General features: G+C 52.5%; 2 protein-coding genes. Both read right to left on the minus strand.

The features are described from left to right. The coding region (locus H6A60_RS11965; RefSeq protein WP_205104927.1) for a hypothetical protein at positions 1–363 on the minus strand (363 nt) is incomplete at its 3' end. 14 nt (positions 364–377) lie between these two features. Next, the gene (locus H6A60_RS11970; protein WP_205104928.1) at positions 378–638 is read right to left on the minus strand and encodes a hypothetical protein; all 261 of its coding nucleotides are present in this window, start codon (positions 636–638) and stop codon (positions 378–380) included. Positions 639–777 lie beyond the last annotated feature (139 nt).

The following is a 777-nucleotide window of genomic DNA, read 5'->3' on the forward strand; positions in this document are numbered from 1 at the left end:
ACGCAGCCAGTGCGGCAGCGCCGTCAACATTTCCACAGGGTACGTAGCCTGCGACCGGTTTTTGATGCTCGAGCCCGCATCAAAAATATACGTCTTGATAACGGCGGACTCTCCGCGCTCTGCCACATCCTTTTCGATCCCGTCGATCACGTCGGCAAAGTCGCGAATCTTGCTTTGACCGGGGCCCGCAAAGATCACTCTGTTGAGCTCTACATCATCGACGAGGCGAGTGATGAAGTCCGGCGTCGTTTCGCCCATGCCCGCCTGAATTCGGTTCGTCGCAATACCGTAGAGAGCAATGCGGAGCACTTGAACGTTGAACCAGTTGGGACAGTTCGCAACGAGCGAATTAAATTCAGTCAAGTATTGCTGCATGGTCAGAATCTGAAACTGTTGAGTCTGTAAGCAGTAATGAGGGCGTCGTCGGCTTCAACGGCAACATAGCCGCCTCTTTGACCGATTTCGTCAATGTCGCGCTTGAGCTTGGCAAGCGCCTCGCTTGCGATGCGGCACGCCTGAGCGTTGAGGATCACTCGATCGCCTTCCTTGCACCCGAAGCGGCGAACGACATCAACGGCGCGAGTGCGAATTCCTCGCTGCGAAAGTCTTTTGGCGAAATGTTGAGTAGTCCGAGACATGGTTAGACTCCATTTACGAATTTACAGTATTCGGTACGCGCTACCGTTTAGTTGGAGAAAGTATTGCACGGTCACCTACGGTTTGTCAAATATTTCGGTAGCTCATACCTAAATTTATCTGCACAGAGTCGTATAGCGA

It is taken from the genome of Sutterella massiliensis (assembly GCF_016899755.1).
Taxonomy (GTDB): domain Bacteria; phylum Pseudomonadota; class Gammaproteobacteria; order Burkholderiales; family Burkholderiaceae_F; genus Sutterella; species Sutterella massiliensis.

What these genes read in the sequence shown, in the direction of transcription:
- H6A60_RS11970 (WP_205104928.1), bottom strand. Translation starts at nt 638, where the DNA reads ATGTCTCGGACTACTCAACATTTCGCCAAAAGACTTTCGCAGCGAGGA.